Source organism: Acidovorax sp. Root568, from assembly GCF_001427445.1.
GTDB lineage: Bacteria > Pseudomonadota > Gammaproteobacteria > Burkholderiales > Burkholderiaceae_C > Acidovorax > Acidovorax delafieldii.
Window position 1 is genome coordinate 173,005 of the sequence record NZ_LMGP01000002.1, and the last position, 17,061, is coordinate 190,065.

Here is a 17,061-nt window from a genome sequence, read left to right on the forward strand (position 1 = left end):
CCCGCCCGCGACATAGCCAGAGCCTTTTTCTCCAGCCATTGCCCACCGCCCTCCATGACCCAGCACCGCTACCACCGTACCACCCACGCCACCGCATCGCGCATGCTGGCAGCCACCACCACCCTGTGCGTGGCCTGGTCCGCCCACGCCGGGCGCCCTCTGTCCGTGGACGATGCAGGCGTTGACGAGGTGGGCCATGGTCACGTCGAAGTGTGGTGGGAGGGCCAGCGCGGCCAGCCTGGCACGGTGTACATGGCCCCTGCCTTCACCCCCATGGCAGGACTGGAGCTGGGCGCCGTGCTGGCGCGTGACCGCAACGAACGCCACACCTTGCAAGGCGTGCAGGCCAAGTGGCTGTGGAGCCCCGCGCAAGAGCAGGGCTGCAACGCAGGCAGCAGTGCCGGTGTCGTGCACCGGCGCCAGAGTACCGGGCAAAGCGCGGGCAGCGTGGTGGCGCTCAACCTCATCGGCACATGCGCCGCGACCTGGGGCGTGGTCAACGCCAACCTGGGCAGCCAGCGCGAGCGCGGCCAGTCCTGGCGCGCCACCTGGGGCGCCTCGGTGGAACGCAGCTGGGGTGCCATCACGCCGCACCTGGAGGCCTTTGACACCCAAGGCAGCGCCCCCGCCTTTCAGACGGGTGCACGGTGGGAGTGGGCGCCTGGCAAGCAGCTCGACGCTACCGTGGGCCGCCAGCAAGGTCGCACCTTGTTGAGCCTGGGGTTTGCGCTGGGGTTCTGACCCGACGCAGCGCCGCATAAAACCGCAGCTACTGCCGCCCCGCCCAGCATCCTCTTGCCCCCACCGGCAAAGAGCAGGGGGACAAGCCGCTCAGGGCAAGGCGCGCGCCGCTGCGGACACGTCGCATTGCAGCGCTACCGGAGGCGTCGCCACGGTAATGGAAGCACCTGGCCACGCCGGCAGCAAGGACCACTCCAGCGTGTAGTAGTTGCTGCCCATGTACCTGAAGTGCTCGGCGCGCGGCGGCACACTGGAGCTGGCCTGCACCAAGGACCAGCCCTCCGGCGGGGGTAGCACCGTCTCGTCGGTGCATCGCAGGGCCACGCGGAGCACGGCAGGCCCCGGTGCACTGATCTGTAGCGCAATACCCTCGCGGTGCGTGGCTGGCGCAAACGTCATGTAGTCCAGCCGTTCTTCGGTAAAGACATTGCCACCTTCGCGGCCGTTGACGCGCAAAGGCAGCGGCGCGAAGGCATACACCGCCGCACCGGGCAGCGCGGCCACGGGCGCAAGCCCTTGGGTAAATGCCGACTGCACCGCCTGGGCCTGGGGTTCGATCAGGTATTGCGTGACCAAAGCGCCCCCCGCAGCGGCCTGGCACCTGGCGTCGAACTGGCGGTTCGTCATATCGCGCACCAGCATCCAGTACAGGCCCCGAAGCTGGCTCTGACAAAGGGCTTCGGATTCCACATAGTCCTGCATGGCGCGCAGGTACCTGAAGCTGAAGGATGGCGCCCAGCGCTGTGGCCCCCCGATGCGCGGAAAGAACGACACGTTGGCCCCGAGGTCCAGCTTGCCCAGCGCCTCAAACTGCCGGTACAGCGCCCATTGCCCGCCCAACGCCATAGCGCCAACGGCGGCCATCACCGCAAGCCAGGCCGCCGCGCTGCGAGCCCAGCGCGCACTGGCGCCAGCCCAGCCGTAGGCCGCCAACAAAGCCATCCAGGGCTGGATCACGTCCAGGTACCAGAACGCGCCAAAGGGCAGCAGCAGCATGGCCATACCCCACCACACCAGCACCGCCGCAGCCACCCAGCGCATGGAGGAAGACCGGGCGGCCCGAACCAGCCCCAGCAACACTCCCACCAGCAACACTCCCAGCAGCACAGCGGCGGCGGCGGCCACCATGGGCAAGGCAGGCTCAATGCCCGCGACCATGTGGTAGGGCATGGCCAGTGCATCCCACCATTTGCCCGGACTCACCAGCCGGCCAGCGAGCGCCGGCCAGCCCGCCTCGGACGGTGGCGGCGGAGCCGCCACCACACGCTCGATGCTCCACGGCTTGGCCCACAACGCCCACCAGGCCGTCAGGACCAGCACCACGCCGATGCCAGCCCAAGTGCCGCGCTGGCGCAGCACGGATGGATGAACCACTGCAAACAGTCCCATGACCACCGCCAGCAAAGCCGCCGAGGGGTGAACCTGCAGCAGTACGAACATCGCCAGCACCAGCGCAAACCAACCTGTGTCCGGCCGGTGCAAGGCACGTACCCACAGCGCCAGTACCAGGCTGGACAGCCCCATCACCAGCGCCGGATTCCAGGCACTGTGGGTGTATACGCTGCCAAAGATGGGCATGCACAGCGCTACATAGGCCAACGCAACGCGGCTTCCCAGGTGCGTGCGGAGCATGGTCCATGCCCAGCCGATGCAGGCCACGTTGAAGAACCCGAAGGCGGCAAAGATGCTGACCTCGCTGTCCACCACCAGCAGGGGCAGGCCCAGCAGGTAATAAAACCCCGGGGGAAGAAAAAACCGACCGTTGAACGGGGTGCTGCTCTGGGGCCACTGGCCGCGGTGCAACCACTGGCGCACTGTGTCCACGTCGCGAATCTGGTCGGGGCCATGGAAAGTGAGGTCGCAGTAATACAGCTGCAGGAAACCGAATCCCAGCAACAGCAGCACGGCCAACCAGTCGCAGGGCTGTGCGCGCTGCACCGGGGAGGAAGCAGAGGGTGCGGTCATGGAAGAGAAAATCGACTTGGTGGGCTGACGCCGCAGCTGACGTGCCGGGAACGCGCTGGCGGAAATATGGGCGAACAACCTGAAAATGCGAAGTCCCGCATAAGGCGCGCCAAATCGGGAAGAATACAACGCAAAACTCGGCGATAGCGCCAGCCCCCTGCAGCAGCGTTGGTCTTATGCAAATGGGTCCCACGCATTGGCTGCCAGGGACTACCTCACTGAACACACGAAAAATCTCGATCTTGAAAACTGCAATCACATCCCTCATCCGCAGATTGGTAGGCACGCCGGGCCTTGACAGCCGGCTAGCAAGTATTGAACTGGCTCTTCAACAAAAAAAGAAGTACCCGTAGCACCCGCAGCACGTTCGCTCTGCGGATCCATGACCGAGGTGCGCAAAACCGTTGCAGACAATTTCATTGCGGGCCACGGGTTGGAAATCGGTGCCTTCGCTTCGCCCCTGCCAGTGCCCGACGCGGCTCGCGTAACTTATGTGGACAAATACAACCTGGAAGACTTGGACGCGAATCACAAGGTTGCTGGCTTATCGCTGGGGGATTTTGGGGTCGATCTGAGCACCGTGATCCGCCCGGACATCGTGGACGATGGCGAATGCCTTGCGAAAGTGGGGGACTACTCACAGGACTTCGTGATTGCCAACCATGTCCTGGAGCATTTTGAAGATCCGATAAGGGGCTTTCGCAACATGCTCAGAGTGTTGAAACACGGAGGCATCCTGTATTTGAGCCTGCCCGAAATGCGGCATAGCTTTGACAGCGTCCGACAACCCACGCCCTTTGAGCACCTTCAACGAGACTATGAGGAGGGGCCTGCCTGGTCGCGGGATTCGGCCTATGCCGAGTTTGCAAAGATCTTTGCGGCCAACGGAATGGACAAAGGGCTTTTCCCACGCCACAGCGGCGCGGCGCTAAAGCAGTTCGAAAATGAAGTAGCCCAGGAATTGAATGCAGCCGACTACAGCATTCACTTTCACGCCTGGACCATGGAGGGCATGGTGGACATGTTCTCCAGGATCAAGCCCCTGTACCGCCTCGCTTACGAGACACGGCTGATTCTGAAAAACAAGGAAGAAGTGATCTTCATCTTTGAAAAAGCGGTGCCTCATATTGCGTAGATTTCAGGCACAGGCTCTTTCATTCTTTCGCCGCCCATAAAAGAAAGCGCCTCTCGGCGCTTTCCTGCGGGTAGCTCTTGGGGATTGCAGCCGGGCGGTGCGCCCCCGGGCGAGGGTGTCACTGATCCCGCGCAGCCTTGGCGGTGTCGGTAAAGTCGCTGAACACGCCGTCCACACCCAGGTTGAAGAACAACTTGTACTCGGCCTTGGGGTCGCCCTTGAAGTCCGAGGCCAGGCGCTTGGCTTCGTTGCGGAAGGTGTAGGCGTGCACGAAAAGGCCTTCGGCGTGGGCGTTCTTCACCACGTCGGTGGGCGCCATCATCACGCGGTCGCGCTCGTCGATCTTGCCGTCGCCATTCAGGTCGTCGGGCTTGCCGTCCTTGTTGGCATCCACTTGCTTGGAGGGGATCAGGTACGGCTTCCAGGGGCCAATGCCGTCGGCATAGGTCTTGACTTCCTTGAGGCCTGCGGGGGTCAGCAGGCTGGCGAAGGTGCGCGAGTCACCGGCCACGGCAAAGTCATAGGGCTTGTCGTATGGGGCCACCAGCGACATGGTGCCATCGGGGTTCACATCGTCTGCGTCCACCAGCTGCACCAGGCGCACCTGGGTCTTGGTGCGCAGGTACTTGAGGTTGGAAACCTCGAACGACTGGATGATGACGGGCGAGCTCTTGGAGGTGTAGCCGTACTTGGCCAGGATGGCCAGCAGGCGGTCTTCCAGCGGCAGGCCTTGCTTGACGTGGTAGGTGGGGTGCTTGGTTTCGGGGTACACGCCCACGGTGCGGCCCGCCTTGGCGCCTTCGGTCTTGGCCAGGTCCAGCACTTCTTCAAAAGTGGGGATCTGGAACTTGCCGTTGTACGACTGGTCGCGGTCGGACAGGGGCTGGATGGCGCGCAGGGTCTTGAGTTCGGCCAGGGTGAAGTCGGTGACAAACCAGCCTTCTTCCTCTACGCCATCGACCACTTTCTTGGTCTTGCGGCTGGCGAATTCGGGGCGGGTGGAGACATCGGTGGTGCCGGTGATGTTGGGCTCGTGGCGGGCGACCAGCACACCATCCTTGGTGGCCACCAGATCGGGCTCGATGAAGTCGGCGCCCATGTCGATGGCCAGCTTGTAGCCTTCCAGCGTGTGGTCGGGCCGGTAGCCCGCCGTGCCCCGGTGGCCGATCACCAGGGGCTTGTCGCCGTTCAGGGTGGGGTACGGATAGTTGTCGCTGCCGCCGCAGGCTGCCAGCGTGGCCACCATGGCCAGCGCGCCCCATTTCACACCAGGGATGTGCATGCTCTTCTCCTCACTATGTTGTTGGTAGAACCGCCGAACTGTGGGGTCGGCATGTGACAAGACCATGACGTCCTTTTGGCAAACGCATGACGGTCGCACCACACATCAACCGCACCAATATGTGGCGAATATCTCGGCCACATTCCCCACCATTGTGCATAGGCATCGGCATGAACGTATAACTTTTGAACATAATTCGATGTTGCAGTGCGCCAAACCGGTGCGTTAGCGATCTTTGACGTTGTTGACCTTTTGATGCTGAAAGCCTTTTGAACCATGAAACACGCGACCGCCGAGAGCTTCCTTTCCCACGTGGCGCTCCGCAACCCCGGCCAGCCGGAATTCCTGCAAGCCGTCACCGAAGTGATGGAAAGCCTCTGGCCGTTCATCGCGCAGCACCCGCGCTATGCCGAGCATGGTCTGCTGGAGCGGCTGGTGGAGCCCGAGCGCATCGTGATGTTCCGTGTGTCCTGGGTGGACGACCATGGCGGCGTGCAGGTCAACCGGGGCTACCGCATCCAGCACAGCATGGCGATTGGCCCGTACAAAGGCGGCCTGCGTTTTCATCCGTCAGTCAACCTGTCGGTGCTCAAGTTCCTGGCGTTTGAGCAGACCTTCAAGAACGCACTGACCACGCTGCCCATGGGTGGTGGCAAGGGCGGTTCCGACTTCGACCCCAAGGGCAAGAGCCCTGGCGAAGTCATGCGCTTTTGCCAGGCGTTCGTGACCGAGCTGTACCGCCATGTGGGCCCCGACACCGATGTGCCCGCCGGCGACATCGGCGTGGGCGGCCGCGAGGTGGGCTTCATGGCGGGTATGTACAAAAAGCTGGCCAACAACGCGGCCAGCGTGTTCACCGGCAAGGGCCTGTCGTTCGGCGGCTCGCTGATCCGCCCTGAAGCCACAGGCTACGGCACGGTGTACTTTGCGCAGGAAATGCTCAAGACCCGAGGCCGTTCGTTCGACGGCCTGCGCGTGTCGGTGTCCGGCTCGGGCAACGTGGCGCAATACGCCGTGCAAAAGGCGATGGAGCTGGGCGCCAAGGTGGTGACGGTGTCGGACTCCAGCGGCACCGTGGTGGACGAGGATGGCTTCACCCCCGAAAAGCTCGCCATCCTGATGGATGTGAAGAACCACCTCTACGGCCGCGTGAGCGACTACGCCGCCCGCACGGGTGTGAAGTTTGAAGCCGGTGTCCGCCCCTGGCATGTGAAGGTGGACGTGGCCCTGCCCTGCGCCACGCAAAACGAGCTGGACGAGAACGACGCGAAAACGCTGATCCAGAACGGCGTGCTCTGCGTGGCCGAGGGCGCCAACATGCCCTCGACCATCGAGGCCGCCAAGGCCTTTGAGGCCGCAGGCGCGCTGTACGCCCCCGGCAAGGCCAGCAACGCAGGCGGCGTGGCCACATCCGGCCTGGAGATGAGCCAGAACGCCGCCCGCCTGTCCTGGCCCCGCGAGGAGGTGGACGCCCGACTGCTGCAGATCATGCAGGGCATCCACGCAGCCTGCCTGCACTACGGCAAGCGCGCCGATGGCAGCGTGAGCTACATCGACGGCGCCAACATCGCCGGCTTTGTGAAGGTGGCCGACGCCATGCTGGCGCAGGGCGTGGTGTAAGGGGAAGGGCCGGGCCTTGGAACGTGTTTGCGTTCCAAGATCCTGTTCACGCAGCAAATCACTGGGGCTTCGTCCCCTTTGTTTTTGGCGCGCAGCGCAGTGCAGGCTATGCTGCACTTGAAAACCAATACGCACACTTTCGGGAGTCCGCCGTGGAAATCTTCAGCTTCTTGAACGTCATGGTCGAAAAGGGAGGCTCGGACCTCTTTTTCAGTGTCGGTGCGCCGGTCAATCTCAAGATCGAAGGGGTCACACACCCGTTGAAGATGCCCGCCTTGTTGCCCGGCCAGGTCAAGCAGCTGGCCTGCGCGGTGATGAACGAAAAGCAGATCGGCGAGTTCGAGGCCAAGCAGGAGATGAACCTGTCGATCTCGGCGGAGAACCTGGGGCGCTTTCGGGTCAATGTATTCGTGCAGCGCGGCGAAACTGGCATGGTGGTGCGCTACATCAAGAACAAGATCCCGCCGCTGGCCGCGCTGGGCCTGCCCCCGGTGCTGGAAAAGCTGGTGCTGCGCAAGCGCGGCCTGGTGCTGGTGACCGGGGCCACGGGCTCGGGCAAATCGACCACGCTGGCGTCGATGATCAACTACCGTAACGAGAACGTCACGGGCCACATCCTCACCATCGAAGACCCGCTGGAGTTTTTGCACGCGCACAAGCGCTCGGTGGTGGACCAGCGCGAGGTGGGCATCGACACGCAGTCGTACGAAGAGGCCCTGAAGAACGCGCTGCGCGAGGCGCCGGACGTGATCATGATCGGCGAGATCCGCGACCGCAACACCATGAAGCAGGCCATTGCCTATGCCGAGACCGGCCACCTGTGCCTGTCCACGCTGCACGCCAACAACGCCAACCAGGCCATGGAGCGGGTCATCAATTTCTTCCCCGAAGACGCCCACCACCAGCTGCTGATGGACCTGAGCCTGAACCTGGCCGGCGTGATCTCGCAGCGCCTGATCCCCGGCCTGCACGAAAAGCTGGTGCCTGCGGTGGAGGTCATGCTCAACTCGCCCTACATCGCCGACCTGATCGCCAAGGGCGAGTTTTCGGGCATCAAGGAGGCCATGGGCCACAGCACCGAGATAGGCATGTGCACCTTTGACCAGGCGCTGTACCAGCTCTACACCGACGGCCGTATCTCGTTGGACGAGGCCCTGCACAACGCGGACTCGCGCACCGACCTGGCGCTGCGCGTGCGCCTGGCGGCCGGCGTGACCACGCAGGATGCAGGAGAGCTTTCCATCGATACCTCCTCGCCCATGCAGTCGGCCTCGCGGCTGTCGTGAACGGCGTGCTAGCGCCAGGGGTATCGTCTGCTCTACCACTGCAAGCCACCGGCTCCCGTGCTTGATCCTCACCGAACTTTTGTACCTGCGCCAGAATCAGTCGGACGATGAAACGAATCCCTCTTCTTGCATCCCTGGGGCTGGTGGTGGCCGTGAGCGTGGGTTGCGCCACCCTTGACGCCAAGCAGCGCGAATGGATCTTCCAGCCCAGCGACCGCAGCTGGGGCGGCGCGCCGTCCACCGAAGGCATGCAGGACGTCTGGATCGAGTTCGCCTCCGACGCCAGCGGCAAGGCCGAGCGCCTGCACGGGCTGTGGCTGCCCCACACCCAGGCCGGCGCGCCGGTGCTGCTGTACCTGCACGGCGCGCGCTGGAACGTGGCGGGCTCGTCAGGCCGCATCCGGCGCATGCAGGAGCTGGGCTTTTCGGTGCTGGCCATCGACTACCGGGGCTTTGGGCGCAGCAGCGCAGGCCTGCCTTCCGAGGCCACCGCGGCCGAGGACGCCCGCGCCGCCTGGAACTGGCTGGCCGAGCAGCACCCGGACAAGCCGCGCTACATCTTCGGCCACTCGCTGGGCGGCGCCATTGCGATCGATCTGGCGCGCCAGGTGCCGGATGAAAAGGGCACCATCGTCGAAGGCACCTTCACCAGCATCCCCGACGTGGTCAGCACCTTCAAGTGGGGCTGGCTGCCGGTGTCGCCCCTTATCACTCAGCGGTTCGAATCCATCCGCAAGGTGGCCGAGATCGGCTCGCCGCTGCTGGTGGTGCATGGCAGCGACGACAGCCTGATCCGCCCCACGCTGGGCCGCCAGCTGTACGAGGCAGCGCGGGAGCCCAAGCAGTTTGTGCTGGTAGAGGGCGGCTCGCACCACAACACCAACTCTGTGGGCCAACGACAGTACCGCGAGGCCGTGGCCTCGCTGTTTCACCTGAAGTAAGCGCAGCGGCTCGCCGCGACGAGTCAGCCGCGCTGTCTCAGCGGCGCACCGCCTGCGCCAGTGCCGCCCAGGCCTTGAGAGTGAGCGGGTGGGTAAAGCCTGCCCCCGCCACGGGGTGCGACGACAGTTTGATCACCACCATCTCGGCAGCCGGGTTCACATGGATGAACTGGCCGTGGATGCCGGCGGCCTCATAAGCCCCATCGGCGTTGTGCAGCACCCACCACTGGTTGCGGTAGCTGTAGCCCGGCCGAAAGGCCATGCCCCCCATCTTGAACTTCTCTCGGTCGCCGCCCTTGGCGGTGTCGTCGATCACGGCCTTGTCAAAAATCTTCTGGCCGTTGAAGCTGCCGCCCAGGCGCAGCATCTCGCCAAACCGCGCCAGGTCGCGCGCCGTGGCGTTGAGGCCTGCGCCCTGCAGGGGCGTGCCCACGCTGTCCACCATCACATGGGCGTCTTCCTCGGTGCCCAGCTTTTGCCAGATGTTGTCGCTCATGAGCTCGGCCCAGTGTTTGCCGGTAGCGCGCGACACGATCCAGCCCAGCACCTCAGAATGCACGGTGCGGTATACAAAACCTGCGCCGTGTTCGCCTTCCTTCTTGAGCGTCTTGAGGAAGTCGTAGACATTGGTCGGCCCCTGGTAACCGGGCGGACGCGGCAGCAGGCCGCTGGACCAGCTGTAGCCAAAAATCTCGGTGGTGGGGTCGGTGTAGACCTCGCGGAAGCGCACGGCGCCCGTCATGTCCATCACATCGCGCACCTTCATGTCGCCCCAGGCCGATTCGGCCAGCTCCGGCACGTACTTGGTCACCAGCGCCTCGGGGTCGATCTTGCCCTCGTGCGCCAGCTGCGCCGCCATGAGCCCGGTGAACGACTTGGTGACCGAGAACAGCAGATGCGGCGAGTAGGGCTTCATCTGGTTGTCGTAGCGCTCGTACACCACGCGGCCCTTGTGCATCACCACCAGTGCATCGGTGTAGGTGCGGGTGAACCATTGGTCCACCGTGATGGGCTGGCCCTTGTCGTCATCGAATGCCACTGCGCCCAATGGTCGCGGGTCGACCGGTAACGCAGATGGTGCGGCACCGCCCCGGCGGATATTGCGTGTGGGCTGCAGCTCGCGCAGGTGCTGCACGGCCCAGCGCAGCTGCGGGTATTTGTACGAGTTGCTCAGGTCCACACGCTGCGCCCCTTCGGGTGGAAAGGTGCTCATGTAGCCCAGCTTGTCCAGCGTCACGGTCTCGGGCGCCGGTAGCGCTGGGGCCTGCGCCTGGGCTGGGGCCGCAAAGGCAACACCCAATGCCGCCGCAGCGCAGGCTGCCCGCCACAGCGCGGCGGGGAATTCGCCAGAACGCCGGGGCTGCGCAGGATGCGCAGGGTGAGCGGTTTGCGCCGCAGAGGCGCTGTGAGTCTTGTCCATGGCTTGTCTCCTTGTGGTGTTATGTTGTGTTGTGTTGCTTGGTGCAGCATCCGGGCGAAGCGTCCCTCAGAACAGCGTCCAAGGCATGACGGGCTGCCAGCCACCGCCCACCATGGTGCTGCGCCCCGCGCAAGGCAGGATGTCACCCGCGCGACCTTTGTCATACATAAATTTGCGCAAGTTCTCACCGCCTGGGTCCACCGCCCTGCCTGCGGCGAGCCCACCCCTTCTGGTACGCTCAGACAGATATGTCTGCCCCCTCCGCCACCGCAGCGTCTGCGGCCGCCCCTGCCTCTGTCCAACCCGGCCTGGCCATTCTGGTGCTGGCCCTGTTGCTGTCCATCCAGCCCGTCACCACCGACCTGTACTTGCCCGCGCTGCCCGCGCTCACCCGCAGCCTGGGTGCGCCCATGGCGGCGGCGCAGCTCACGCTCAGCGGGCTGCTGCTGGCGTTTGGTTGTTCGCAGATGGTGTGGGGTCCTCTGTCTGACCGCTTTGGCCGCCGCCCCATCCTGCTGGCGGGCCTGACCATCTACACCGTGGCCTCGCTGGGCAGTGCCTTTGCGCCGACCATGGGTCTGCTCATTCTGTGGCGCATCGCCCAGGGGGCTGCCATGGGGGCCGTGGTGATGTGCGCGCGCGCCATCGTGCGCGACCTGTACACCCCGCTGGAGGGCGCCCGCGCCATGTCCAAGGCGCTTACTGGGCTGGGTATCGTGGCCTGCATCTGCGCGCCCATGGGTGGCCTGCTGAGCGAATGGCTGGGCTGGCGTGCTGCACTGCTGGCACTCACGGTGTACGCCGTGGTCACGCTGGCGCTGGTGGCCTTGCGCTTGCCCGAGACCCTGGCCCACCGCAACCCCCAAGCGCTGCAGCCCCGTGCGCTGGTGGGCACCTGGCAACAGGTGTTGCGCAGCCCCACCTTCTGGGCGTTTTCGCTGCAGACCACGGCCACCTATGGCGGGCTGTTCACCTTTCTGGCGTCGTCCTCGTTCGTCTACATCGACGTGCTGGGCCTCACGCGCACCATGTATGGCTGGGTCATGGCGTCTGCCTGCGTGGCCTACTTCGCAGGCACCTTCGTGTGCCGCGCTCTGCTGGCACGGTTTGGCCTGCAGCGCACGGTGGCCATTGCCGGGGCCTTGAGCGCCAGCGGCGGCACGCTGATGGCGCTGGTGGCCTGGATGGGCTGGCACCACCCCTGGGCACTGACGCTACCGTTCTACCTGTTCATGGTGGCGCACGGCATCCACCAGCCCTGCGGGCAAAGTGGCGCCGTAGGACCTTTCCCCAAGGCGGCAGGCGTCGCATCCGCACTCAACGGTTTCATGATGATGCTGGCGGCCTTTGCCATTGGCGGCTGGCTGGGCCTGCGGCTCGATGGCACGGTGTGGCCTCTGGTTAAGGGGATCTGGTTCTGGTCGGTGGTGCTGGCCGTGATCTCGTGGACGCTGGTGCAGAAGTTTGGAGCGCCCCGTGAGCACGCCTGACACCCTCCCCACCATCGCTCTGGCGGGCCCCACGGCGTCGGGCAAGACCGCCGGCGCACTGGCGCTGGCCGCCGTGCTGGGCAAACAGGGCCGGCCGGTCGAGATCATCAGCGTGGACTCGGCCCTGGTGTACCGGGGCATGGACATTGGCACCGCCAAGCCCACGCCCGACGAGCGCGCCGCCGTGCCGCACCACCTCATCGACATCCGCGATCCGCTGCAGGCCTACAGCGCCGCCGAGTTTGTGCAGGACGCCACCCGGCTCATCGTCGAGATCCGCGCGCGCGGCGCACTGCCATTGCTGGTGGGCGGCACCATGCTGTACTTCAAGGCCCTGTTTGATGGCATTGACGACATGCCCGCCGCCGACCCCGAGGTGCGCGCCAAGATCGAAGCCCAGGCGGCCGAGCAGGGCTGGCCTGCCCTGCATGCCGAGCTGGCGCGTGTGGACCCAGTGACGGCCGCGCGCCTGGCCCCCGGCGACAGCCAGCGCATTCAACGTGCGCTGGAGGTTTGGCATGTCTCGGGCCAGCCGTTGTCGAGCTTTCACACTATCAAAAAAGTAGCAGACAACACAAACAACACCGGCGCCAGTGCGCTTTTTTCCTTAGAACCCGACAACCGGGCCTGGCTGCATGAGCGCATCGCCCAGCGTTTCGACACCATGCTGGCCGGAGGATTCATTGATGAGGTGGCGGCCCTGCGCGCACGCGGCGACCTGCACCCCGACCTGCCCTCCATGCGCTGCGTAGGCTACCGGCAGGTGTGGGAAGAACTCGACTTCCAGGCCAGCCGTCCTGCGGGCACCCCGTTGAACACGGCCTTCCTGCGCGAACGCGGCATTGCCGCCACACGGCAACTGGCCAAGCGCCAGATCACCTGGCTGCGCAGCATGCCGCAGCGCCACGCCATCGCCTGCGACCAGCCCCATGCCGTGGCCACGCTGGTGCAGGCCGTGCTGCAGCGCCTGGAGCAGCCCACGCCATGACGCTGCTGCGTGTGGAGAACCTGGGCAAGCACTACGGCAGCACGCCGGTGTTCGCCAACGTGCAGGTCGCCGTGGCACCCGGCGAGTTTGTGGCCATCGTGGGCGATTCGGGCGTGGGCAAGTCCACCCTGCTCAACTGCCTGGCGGGGCTGGATACCTGGGACACCGGCAGCATCACCCACGGCACCACCGACCTGGGCCAGCTCGACGACACCGCCCGTGCGCTGTGGCGCCGTGCGCATGTGGGCTTTGTGTTCCAGGCCTTCCACGTGCTGCCGCACCTGGACGTGGCACAGAACGTGGCCCTGCCGCTGATGCTGCTGGGCCAAACCGACGCGGCCCGGGTGCAGCACATGCTGGCCGCTGTGGGCCTGGAGGCCTTCAGCGCACGGCTGCCGCAGCAGCTCAGCGGCGGCCAACTGCAGCGCGTGGCCATCGCCCGCGCACTGGTACACCGCCCCGCCCTGCTGCTGGCCGACGAGCCCACCGGCAACCTCGACCCCACCACCGCCACGCGCGTGATGGACCTGCTGCTGGCGCAGACACGCGAGCACGGCGCATCGCTGGTGCTGGTCACCCATTCCGACGCTGCTGCGGCGCGGGCCGACCGCGTGCTGCGCCTCACGGCCAGCGGCATCGCCGGTTAGGCAGATCCCCATTGCAGCCAAAGCGGCTGCGGGCTCTTACTCGATGTTCAGCCGCTGCGCCGCCTTGTTCACCTTCTTGGGCAGGTTCAGCGTCAGCACGCCGTTGTCGTACTTGGCCTTGGCCTGCGCGGCGTCCACATCGGCGGGCAGCTGGAAGCTGCGGGCCACAGCGCCAAAGTAGCGCTCGCTGCGCAGCACCTTTTCGCCCTCACGCTTTTCATCGTGCTGGCGCACCTCGGCGCGCAGGCTCACCACATTGCCTTCGAGCGAGACATGGATGTCCTCCTTGGCCACGCCGGGCACCTCGGCCTGCACCGTGTAGCCACCTTCGGTTTCCTTCACATCCACCTTGATCTGGCTGGGCGAAGGCAGGTTGTCGCCATGCAGCGGGCGCACGTAAAAGCCGGGGGCAATGTCCTTGAAAAAGTCGTCAAACAGACTGCCACGGGTCACGAGAGAGTTCATGGTTTTGGCTCCTGAAAAGGGGTTGAAACAGACAACTGAGCCAGCACAGGAGGGCGGGCCCTGACACCAAGATAGGCCTGCGGTATCGCGGCTTCAAGGGGGTTGAAATGCAAGGTTGATGTGCGTCAAAAACCCAGGCTCCCAACGCCTGCGGCCACAATGCAGTACATGCTCGCCCTGCTCTGCACCTTCTCCTGGCAAGACCTGCGCCATCACCCCTGGCGCAGCTCAGCAGCGGTGGCGGCCGTGATGCTGGGTGTGGCACTGGCGTTTGCGGTGCATGTGATCAATGCGTCGGCGCTGGACGAGTTCTCGCAGGCCGTGCGCGCCGTCAACGGTCAGCCCGACCTGGAGCTGCGCGCCATGCAAGGCAGCCTGCCCGAGGCGCTGTACGAACGCCTGGCCACCGACCCGCAAGTGGCCCGAGCCAGCCCGCTGCTGGAGCTGTCGGCCGTAGCGCAGGCAGCTACAACAGCGGGCGCCAAAGACCAGTCCCTTCGCACGCCCATCCGCGTGCTGGGCGCCGATGCACTTCTGCTGCCCACCATGGCCCCAGCGCTGGTGCCACGCCCCTGGGACAGCGCCGACCGGTTTGCCCTCTTCGCACCCGCCACGGTGTTCCTCAACACGGCCGCGCTGCAGGTGCTGGGGCTTTCTGCCGCCGCTCCAGCACCATCGTCGCCCCTGCCCCGCCTTACGCTGCAGGTGGGTTTGCAACAGGCGCTCACGGTGCAGGTGGCGGGCACCGTGACCGCCGGCGGCGCGCCGCTGGCCGTGATGGACATTGGCGCTGCGCAAGATCTGTTTGGCCGCGCGGGCGCACTCACCCGCATCGACCTGCAACTGCAGCCCGGCACCGACCGCACTGCGTGGGAAGCCACACTGCGCGCGCAGCCCGGCTGGCCTGCCAACCTGGTGCTGGCGCAGCCCGGCGATGCCACCCAGCGCATCAGCAACCTGTCGCGCGCCTACCGGGTCAACCTGACGGTGCTGGCGCTGGTGGCACTGTTCACCGGGGCGTTTCTGGTGTTCTCGGTGCTGGCCCTCAGCGTGGCGCAGCGCGGGCCGCAGTTTGCGCTGCTGGCCGTGCTGGGCGCCACACCGCGCCAGCGGCTGGCACTGGTGCTGGCAGAGTCGGCAGCGCTGGGCCTGCTGGGCAGCGTGCTGGGCATAACGCTGGGCACCGCGCTGGCGGCCACAGCGCTGAAACTGCTGGGCGGCGACCTGGGCGGTGGCTACTTTGCGGGCGTGCGGCCCGCGCTGCAATGGAGCGCCCCCGCCGCCCTGGTGTACAGCGCACTGGGCGTGGCGGCCGCCTTGGCGGGTGGCTGGTGGCCCGCACGCGCCGCGCAGACCCTGCCCCCGGCCCAGACCCTGAAGGGCCTTGGCGCCGCAGCCAGCCAGGCGGACAAGGGCACTGTTGGTATCGTTTTGATAGCTGCCGGGGCAATTTTGACTATCGCTCCACCCGTATTTGGCATTCCACTGGCCGCGTACGTCGCCATTGCCCTGCTACTGGTGGGTGGCATCGCCCTGTTGCCCTGGGGCATGGCGCGGTTGCTGGCATGGCTGCAGCCCCTGGCCGCACGCCATGCGCTGCCACTGCTGGCGCTGGAGCGCGCGCGGCGCATGCGGGGCAGCGCTGCCATCGCGGTGGGCGGCGTGGTCGCATCCCTCAGCCTGGCCGTTGCGCTGACGGTGATGGTGTCCAGCTTTCGCGGCTCGGTCACACAGTGGCTGGACGCGGTGCTGCCGTCGCCGCTGTACGTACGCTCGGCCATCGGTGGAGGCGGCACGGGCGGCGGTGAGGCCGCGTTGCTACCTGCAGGCTTTGCAGAAGCGGTGGGCCAGTTGCCAGGACTTGACCGCGTGCAGCCCCTGCGCGCCAGCCCGCTGCAGCTGTCCCCCACCCTGCCCTCGCTCACGGTGCTGAGCCGCCCCTTGGGCGATGACCCGGCCCAGACCCTGCCCCTGGTGGGCGAGGCCCTGCCGGTGCCCCCCGGCCGCACCGGCGTGTACATCAGCGAGGCCGTGGTGGACCTGTACGGCCTGCGCCCCGGCATGGAGTGGCCTGCATTTTCCAAGGCTCTTAGCCCCCAAGCGTTAGAGAATCATGCGCCAACAGCTATCTTTTACATAGCAGGCATCTGGCGGGACTACGCCCGGCAAACCGGCGCCGTGGTGATGGACCGCGCGGTGTGGCTGCGCCTGACCGGCGACGCCCGCACCAGCGACCTGGCCCTGTGGCCCAGCGAGGACACCGATGTGTCTGCCTTGCAGGCGTCCATCCGCGCAGTCGCTGCGACCCAAGCCGGCCGCCAGCCCTCCACTGCGACGGGCGCCACCACGGGCGACGGCAACGAGGCCCTGGTGGAATTCAGCTCCGCCGCCACCATCCGCGAACGCTCGCTGCGCATCTTCGACCGCAGCTTTGCCGTCACCTACTGGCTGCAGGCCGTCGCCATCGGCATCGGGCTGTTCGGCGTGGCCGCCAGCTTCAGCGCCCAGGTGCTGGCACGGCGCAAGGAGTTTGGCCTGCTCGCCCACCTGGGCCTCACGCGGCGCCAGATCCTGACCGTGGTGGCGGGCGAAGGGGCCGCGTGGACGGCGGTGGGTGCAGCGGCGGGCGTGCTGCTGGGGCTGGCCGTGTCCGTGGTGCTGGTGCACGTGGTCAACCCGCAGAGTTTTCACTGGACGATGGATTTGGCGGTGCCGGGTTGGAGGTTGCTGGGGCTGTGTGCTGCCGTTGTTGTGTCGGGCACGGTCACCGCATGGCTGGCGGGCCGGGCGGCGGCGGGAAGGGATGCGGTGATGGCGGTGAAAGAGGACTGGTGACACACCACTTGTGATCATTCAATAGCGCCGTTAAAAATTGTTTGCAATCTCGGAAGATTTTGATAATCATCCTTTGAAATGCCAGCGCAAGCGACATAGAAGCGCAGGTGGCGGCAAGGCGTGACCAGCGTTGTCCGCCACGCCCCGGGCACAGTCACGTGGCAATGCAAGACTGAGCTGCCGCGTACATAACGTACATAAGAGTAAGAGGGAAATCCATGAAATCAGTATTCCGGCATATGGCCG

The 17,061-nt window shown here is 65.6% G+C and carries 13 protein-coding genes; 9 read left to right on the forward strand and 4 right to left on the reverse strand.

The window, feature by feature from the left end; translation table 11 throughout:
• Positions 1 to 54: 54 nt before the first annotated feature.
• Positions 55 to 741: a hypothetical protein gene (locus ASD75_RS04150; RefSeq protein WP_056743455.1), complete on the forward strand. Its 687-nt coding sequence runs from the start codon at positions 55 to 57 to the stop codon at positions 739 to 741.
• Positions 742 to 831: 90 nt separating this feature from the next.
• On the opposite strand, the gene ASD75_RS04155 is transcribed toward ASD75_RS04150, so the two are convergent.
• Positions 832 to 2,706 (reverse strand): hypothetical protein, encoded by a 1,875-nt coding sequence (locus ASD75_RS04155; protein WP_156400941.1) that lies wholly within the window; start codon positions 2,704 to 2,706, stop codon positions 832 to 834.
• Between the two features lie 382 nt (positions 2,707 to 3,088).
• On the opposite strand from ASD75_RS04155, the gene ASD75_RS04160 reads away from it, so the two are divergent.
• The gene (locus ASD75_RS04160) at positions 3,089 to 3,841 is read left to right on the forward strand and encodes a methyltransferase domain-containing protein (protein WP_056743458.1); all 753 of its coding nucleotides are present in this window, start codon (positions 3,089 to 3,091) and stop codon (positions 3,839 to 3,841) included.
• A 118-nt stretch (positions 3,842 to 3,959) separates the two neighbouring features.
• Here ASD75_RS04160 and ASD75_RS04165 read toward each other — a convergent pair whose 3' ends face one another.
• Entirely contained in the window at positions 3,960 to 5,123 is a 1,164-nt protein-coding gene (locus tag ASD75_RS04165) for a glycerophosphodiester phosphodiesterase (protein WP_056743461.1), read from the reverse strand.
• Positions 5,124 to 5,399: 276 nt separating this feature from the next.
• Here ASD75_RS04165 and gdhA point away from each other — a divergent pair, with 276 nt between their 5' ends.
• The 3 genes from gdhA (at position 5,400) to ASD75_RS04180 (ending at position 8,970) form a co-directional block, all read left to right on the forward strand.
• Positions 5,400 to 6,743, forward strand: coding sequence for an NADP-specific glutamate dehydrogenase (gene gdhA, locus ASD75_RS04170; RefSeq protein ID WP_056743462.1), 1,344 nt, complete (start codon positions 5,400 to 5,402; stop codon positions 6,741 to 6,743).
• Between the two features lie 152 nt (positions 6,744 to 6,895).
• Positions 6,896 to 8,029 carry a PilT/PilU family type 4a pilus ATPase gene (locus tag ASD75_RS04175; RefSeq protein ID WP_056743464.1) on the forward strand — a complete coding sequence of 378 codons (1,134 nt, stop codon included), beginning with the start codon at positions 6,896 to 6,898 and terminating at the stop codon, positions 8,027 to 8,029.
• 107 nt (positions 8,030 to 8,136) lie between these two features.
• Positions 8,137 to 8,970, forward strand: coding sequence for an alpha/beta hydrolase (locus ASD75_RS04180; RefSeq protein ID WP_056743467.1), 834 nt, complete (start codon positions 8,137 to 8,139; stop codon positions 8,968 to 8,970).
• Between the two features lie 37 nt (positions 8,971 to 9,007).
• On the opposite strand, the gene ASD75_RS04185 is transcribed toward ASD75_RS04180, so the two are convergent.
• Positions 9,008 to 10,390, reverse strand: a complete 1,383-nt coding sequence (locus ASD75_RS04185) for a serine hydrolase (protein ID WP_235511535.1) — start codon at positions 10,388 to 10,390, stop codon at positions 9,008 to 9,010.
• A 248-nt stretch (positions 10,391 to 10,638) separates the two neighbouring features.
• On the opposite strand from ASD75_RS04185, the gene ASD75_RS04190 reads away from it, so the two are divergent.
• The 3 genes from ASD75_RS04190 to ASD75_RS04200 are packed head-to-tail and all read left to right on the forward strand — an operon-like array spanning position 10,639 to position 13,515.
• Positions 10,639 to 11,880 (forward strand): multidrug effflux MFS transporter, encoded by a 1,242-nt coding sequence (locus tag ASD75_RS04190; RefSeq protein WP_056743469.1) that lies wholly within the window; start codon positions 10,639 to 10,641, stop codon positions 11,878 to 11,880.
• Positions 11,867 to 12,868: a tRNA (adenosine(37)-N6)-dimethylallyltransferase MiaA gene (miaA, locus tag ASD75_RS04195; RefSeq protein WP_056743508.1), complete on the forward strand. Its 1,002-nt coding sequence runs from the start codon at positions 11,867 to 11,869 to the stop codon at positions 12,866 to 12,868. The genes ASD75_RS04190 and miaA overlap by 14 nt, the downstream gene beginning before the upstream one ends.
• Positions 12,865 to 13,515 carry an ABC transporter ATP-binding protein gene (locus tag ASD75_RS04200; RefSeq protein WP_056743471.1) on the forward strand — a complete coding sequence of 217 codons (651 nt, stop codon included), beginning with the start codon at positions 12,865 to 12,867 and terminating at the stop codon, positions 13,513 to 13,515. The genes miaA and ASD75_RS04200 overlap by 4 nt, the downstream gene beginning before the upstream one ends.
• Before the next feature lie 36 nt (positions 13,516 to 13,551).
• Here the strand turns inward: ASD75_RS04200 and ASD75_RS04205 are convergent, their stop codons facing one another.
• Complete coding sequence (locus ASD75_RS04205) at positions 13,552 to 13,980, reverse strand: Hsp20/alpha crystallin family protein (protein ID WP_056743473.1); 429 nt, start codon at positions 13,978 to 13,980, stop codon at positions 13,552 to 13,554.
• A 159-nt stretch (positions 13,981 to 14,139) separates the two neighbouring features.
• On the opposite strand from ASD75_RS04205, the gene ASD75_RS04210 reads away from it, so the two are divergent.
• Positions 14,140 to 16,815 carry an FtsX-like permease family protein gene (locus tag ASD75_RS04210; protein WP_056743475.1) on the forward strand — a complete coding sequence of 892 codons (2,676 nt, stop codon included), beginning with the start codon at positions 14,140 to 14,142 and terminating at the stop codon, positions 16,813 to 16,815.
• Positions 16,816 to 17,061: the final 246 nt, after the last annotated feature.